This window comes from Desulfotruncus alcoholivorax DSM 16058 (assembly GCF_000430885.1).
Lineage (GTDB): Bacteria > Bacillota > Desulfotomaculia > Desulfotomaculales > Desulfallaceae > Desulfotruncus > Desulfotruncus alcoholivorax.
Genome location: NZ_AUMW01000052.1, coordinates 1 through 5,508, shown reverse-complemented (window position 1 = coordinate 5,508; position 5,508 = coordinate 1). Strand labels below are relative to the sequence as shown.

The following is a 5,508-nucleotide window of genomic DNA, read 5'->3' as shown; positions in this document are numbered from 1 at the left end:
TCAGGTTTCAATTCCTTATAGGCAGGCTAAAAACCTTAATCAATGGGCAAAGCGATACTTGAACAAAATGTTTCAATTCCTTATAGGCAGGCTAAAAACCCGTCGCATTTTCCAAAAAAAATAAGTTTTTAAATTAAGAACACCATCGGTATTGTAATACCAATGTTTCCAGGAGCCTTATACCACAAGTTTTTTTAAATTACATAGTGTCGTCGAACCCCCGGCGTTTAAACGCTATTGGACATCGACGTAAAAATTTTCCTATCTCAATCCTTCGTTTTAGATTATATTTTCATCCCCGCCTTTCTTTAAACCCATAATCTCTCGGGAAGAATATTTCGTTGTACGCAAGGAGTAAAATATAACCGAGTCCTCGTCTTTGCGAATAATTCTCTCCAATTCCATTTTTAACTTTTTCAGATTGGCATCCGAAATCTCTCCTTCCAGGACAGAATTCTGAACCCAGTTAAGGTACTGGCGGCATTTTTTCAGCACTTTGGCCACTCTCTTTTGCCCGACATCATAAACCAGGATAACAAACAGGGCAATTTCACCAACCTTTTAAATATATTCTACCACCTGGCTACAAAAGCCTGGTATTCTTTTTCCCCCATCAAATGTTTTTCCAGCTTGTACAATTCCAGCCGGATTAACCTGCGATAAGAAACAGGGCGGCCGATATCCCTGTGTTTAATGGTAGTTTTCAATTTCTCGTCCAGGTTTTCAACAAAGCATTTTTTGGCCTTCTCTTTCATCATTATCCCTTCTGTAACCCGGTCAAAACTTTCCCTGGTAATCATCTTTTTCCCAAGCAAAGAGAAGATTAGTCTATCCACTATAATCGGTTTAAATATTTCAGCCACGTCAAGGTTCAGGGTAAAACGGCGGAAATTGGTGGAGTGCAAATAACCGATGCGGGGGTCCAGATGTGTCTTGTATATTTCACTGAGGCAAATGGTGTACATTAAGGAATTCCCGAAACTAATCAGTGTGTTTAAATAGTTTTTGGGCGGGCGTCTGGTGCGCTCTTGGAAGATAAAGTCAGGGTTGCCCACTATTTCATCGAAGGCATGATAATAATGGTCGCGGATATTCCCTTCCAAGGCCATGAGCGTTGATATATCCTTGCATTCATCTATGGGTGCAACTAAACTCTCAATCGCGTTTAATTGACGCGCAACATCTTTTTCCCGGCCATGATAGTATTTCAATACTTGGCGGATGTTCCTGGCCGCGCCACGCACAAACTCCTTTGCTATGGTCAAGCGCTTTTCTTCATCCAGGTAGTGCTCAGCTTGCTTTAACGTCATAAAACCGGAATTAAGATGCTCGCGCGGGTAAAATGAGCCCATGTAATAGCCGTGATAATTAAAAAAGTGCAGCACAATCTCTTTTGCGGATAAGAATTCCAACAGTTTCTTATTAACGGTTAACTCTCCGAAAATCATAATTTCGCCGGTATCTTCCACCGGGATGTAACGCCGTCCTTCATCCGTTTCAAAAAACAGGGTATTATCCTTGCGCGAAAGTTCGCCGCTTGAAAAAATATAAAGGGTTTTCTTCATTGGTAACACTTCCCAATAGATTCAATTGACTGATCTAAATATTGTAAAGCAGATCAAGATGTATGTGACTACCCGCTTACGACCAGCAAAATTCCGCATAGGCGCAATTTCTGCAAAAACTTATCTTTTTAGGCCCCGGTGGGGCGGGCAGGTAAAGAATGCGCAGGATTTCCCGGCATACCTTGTCCAATTCCCGTTCGGTTTGTTCGTCCAACACCACTTCTTCTTTGCGTTTTTCCTTGGGAAAGCGCAATTCTCCCCGGGCCTCTATACCGCGTTGTTTTAACTCGTTCAAATAAAAAGCCAGCTGCATGCGGGCACTGCTTCTGAACTTGGAGCTTTTCTTGACCTCTCCTATAATCAAACCTTCATTTGTGACACGAAAGACATCCATTTTGCTTTGGCCGACAGCCAGTTCTTTACGCTCACGCGGGTATGTATGATCCTGAATAAACCGTCCCAGGGATACATTTGCATTATCCTGGTCGGCGGTAATCTGGTGGCCGATTAGCCAGACTTCCCTGGGGCAGATATAATAGTACCATACCAGGGTGCCGCTAACGTTGATTTCCCTGGCATTCACAGAAAAAACCTCCCTTATGATCTCCTATGATATGTAATCATATAAAGATAACGTCTCCTAAACTCATAAAATGCTTATCACTTGTAACCACCTGACAGTTAACCATTTTTGCCGTAGCATATACGATAGCGTCGGTCATAGGAAGGTCGTGTTTTATACTAAGCCCGGCAGCCAGCATGTTCAAAATTCATTCCAACCACACGAATCGACCAGAATCATAACCTTTCCTCATGTTCCCTGATACCCGACGTGTCCATCCCTTTTAAAAAACCTTTCAACTCTGAAAGTGGGACTTTTGGCACCAGGTTTATCCCCCGTCCTTTTACCACTACTTTAAGTTTTTGACTGGTCTTGATACCTAGTTGTTTTCTTATTTCTCGTTGGATAACAATTTTATATTTATCGGAAATAATTACATCTCCCATAGCTTATCACCGTTATTACAATACTAAATTAAAATGTACGTTAATTAATATATTTTAAAATTTGTGATCAAATTTAATAAATGTATGCTTGCTGTTCGGCTATATATCCTGTAAATAAACTATAATATAATTTCTTCTCACTTTTTGGAACCCAAAACAAATTTGAATCATGCCCAAATTCTAATGGAAGATTATTTTTAATTCTTCTAATCCTAATCTGTACTATATAATCGCTTAGCTTAGCGCTAACCAACCTTAATAAGGAACGCTGAGTATACCGCGATACCTCATGCTCCATCACAAAAGAAGGAATAACATCCTTGACTATTGTCCAGTCTATTTCCGTCAATTTTTTAGAAAGCTCTCGATACGCCTTTGCAATCCGTGTAGCATCCTGATCATATTCAATAAAAACATCCGCAACTTCGCCAATGGAATCAATTAAACTAAACTTTTTTAATTCTTCAAAATCAAGTCCCAAAACACCGTATTCCCAAATTTCTTTAATATTACTATCTAATCCAACTGCGTCAATTCTACGATAATAGGCTTCAATTAATGACTGATAAGCTGATTCTGGTATCTGCTCTTTTTCTTGTATAAGCTCTTTGGTAGCAATCATTTCATTTGTACTATAAACCCAGGAACAATCTTTCTCTAAACGTACAATATATACTGGCAGAAAAATTCCTTTTTGTTTAGACCCCTCTCGGTTAACTCTTCCGGCGGTTTGGATAAGAGATGGGAGAGGCGCTAAATCCCGAAACCCCATATCAAAATCTAAATCCACCCCCGCCTCAATAGTTTGTGTAGAAACTAAAATAACCGACTTCCCATTTTTCAAACACTTATTTACAAAATCAATTACACGACGACGATGTTTAGGCATGAGGTTAGTTGAAAGATATGCTAAAACCGGTCTGTATAAAAACTTCCTTTCTTTACGTAACTTTCTTAGTTGATTAAATACATCAATACTACGTTGAATGGTGTTCACAACAATTAAAACAGATGGAAATCTTTCCTGCTTTTCCTTATATTTATTAATTTTTTCCAATACAAAATCGCAAAATAAAAATGTATCCATTCTCTTTTCTAAACAAGGAATGAACCGAGTGCGTTTTAGGTGATTAAAGTAACTCGGGTAATCTGGTAAAAGTTCTATTGCCACCGTTTTTTCGATGTTTTCATCTGGAATAAATGTCCGCAATAGTTTCATTCCCTGTTCCAACAACTTCGGTTGCGTAGCAGTCATTAAAATAAAACGCGTACCGTAAAAATTTGCCACTTTCTGGATCAATGCACCAATCAAAGGTGTTTTTTCATGTGCGATTGATTGGATCTCATCTAAAATCACTATGCTACCTGCAATTTTATTAATTTTTTTCAAAGGCCGGTTTATCCCAGTTAATAAAGAATGAAACAATTGAACAAAAGTGGTCAATACCGCTTTGCCCTCCCATGACTCTACTAGCATCAACTGCTTATCAACAGATATGTATTCCTGTTCTCTGGATAACTTCTGTTGGGTAAAGTCTGCCAGACGATGATGCACAACAAGACTGTCCTGAAAAACGGCTTCATAGTCATGCCTGGTTTGTTCAATTATATTAATAAACGGTATTGCTGTGATAACTCTTGGCGTGTATCCTTCTAACTTTGCAATTCGGTTTTGAAGTCTTAATGCAGCTTGTAAAGACGCTAGCGTTTTTCCAATACCTGTTGGAGCTGTTAAAGTAAAGAATCTTTGCTTATAAACCTGCTCATCTGTTAAACTATCAATAGCTTCAACTATCGTTCTACGCGCACTTTCACGTCGGCTAATCAGATCGGACTCTCGTCCTTTGATCTTTTTTCGCAAATAATAAACGACTTTCACCGGTTCTGTAGCTTGTAAATGGCTACGTTCAAACCCACTTGAATCCACTTTATCCATATTAATTAACAGAGAAAAAAGATAAATAATTGGAAAATACCAATAGTTTGCATGCTCTCGCTTTCCTGTTAATCGGGCAGACATTTTCCAAAATAATCTCTCATTCTCAAAAAGCTTTTCAACTTGTAGTGATTCACGCAAAGTGTGTTCGTCTATATATCGTCCCCAAGGTGCTTCCATAAAAATGTCAGCAAGTTTTTTCTGTATTTGTTCAGCCTGTCTTTTTAATCTTTGTTGTACAGATCGTGCTTCCTGGTCTAAAATTCCTGTCACTTGCAACGACGAATGATGCTTCAATACACATAAAAACCCTAAATATGCTTTAATAGCTTCTTGACGGGTATTATTCAGCAACAGTGCATATGTAATACATGCAGAAATAAAAGAATGCCCCTTATTAGCGGAAATAATACCTTTTAACAGATAATCTTGAAAAAAATCAGTATATTTTCCGAAATCATGAAGGAGATAAATCCATTTGGCCAACTCCTTGACTTCTCCATTAGACAATCTCGGAAACCAAACTGAAGGAGGAATGGCTTGAATCACCTGCTCAACAGGGTTCATTAGATGATCATGTAAAAGCTGTTTTTCCCCGGTTTTTTTGTCATAATGAGCAAAATGACATACCATTCCTCTTCACCTCTGGAATACATTGGGAGTGTGAATATTTTCGTGTAAATGGTTAAGATAAAACTGGGGTTAATTAGAAACAGCCAGGCAGCCCTTTACATGGAGAGAGGCCTGTGTTAGCCTATTTGGGCGGGAGGCCAACGCACAGCGTGGACTCCCCGCGGCCTCCTGGAAACACAGGCCTGGAGGCTCCATGTCAAGGGCTGCCGTCGGTTAATCGCCAGGCTAACTTATATGGCCAACTCAGTTTCCAATCTATCCCCAAAATATATGGCGAACTGTGAGATGCAGTTCTTCCAGTCTTTAACAGGCATGGTCCACTTTTTGGCTGCTTCAACGGTGGCCAGGTAAATAATCTTTTTCAAG

6 protein-coding genes and 1 pseudogene are annotated in these 5,508 nt (G+C 39.4%); all 7 read right to left on the bottom strand.

Going from position 1 to position 5,508, the window contains the following annotated elements:
* Positions 1-279: 279 nt before the first annotated feature.
* Complete coding sequence (cas2, locus tag H569_RS0116805; RefSeq protein ID WP_027365935.1) at positions 280-543, bottom strand: CRISPR-associated endonuclease Cas2; 264 nt, start codon at positions 541-543, stop codon at positions 280-282.
* A gap of 29 nt (positions 544-572) precedes the next feature.
* Complete coding sequence (cas1b, locus tag H569_RS0116800) at positions 573-1,565, bottom strand: type I-B CRISPR-associated endonuclease Cas1b (protein ID WP_027365934.1); 993 nt, start codon at positions 1,563-1,565, stop codon at positions 573-575.
* Between the two features lie 76 nt (positions 1,566-1,641).
* A complete protein-coding gene (gene cas4, locus H569_RS0116795) occupies positions 1,642-2,148 on the bottom strand; it encodes a CRISPR-associated protein Cas4 (RefSeq protein ID WP_027365933.1) in 507 nt (168 codons plus the stop codon).
* Between the two features lie 37 nt (positions 2,149-2,185).
* On the bottom strand, positions 2,186-2,326 hold the full coding sequence (locus H569_RS22350; protein WP_114679318.1) for a PIN domain-containing protein: 141 nt from the start codon (positions 2,324-2,326) through the stop codon (positions 2,186-2,188).
* A 37-nt stretch (positions 2,327-2,363) separates the two neighbouring features.
* On the bottom strand, positions 2,364-2,573 hold the full coding sequence (locus tag H569_RS0116790) for an AbrB/MazE/SpoVT family DNA-binding domain-containing protein (RefSeq protein WP_027365932.1): 210 nt from the start codon (positions 2,571-2,573) through the stop codon (positions 2,364-2,366).
* Positions 2,574-2,646: 73 nt separating this feature from the next.
* Entirely contained in the window at positions 2,647-5,142 is a 2,496-nt protein-coding gene (locus tag H569_RS0116785; RefSeq protein ID WP_027365931.1) for a CRISPR-associated helicase/endonuclease Cas3, read from the bottom strand.
* Between the two features lie 230 nt (positions 5,143-5,372).
* Positions 5,373-5,508: pseudogene (locus H569_RS22345) on the bottom strand (IS256 family transposase); the annotation flags it as partial.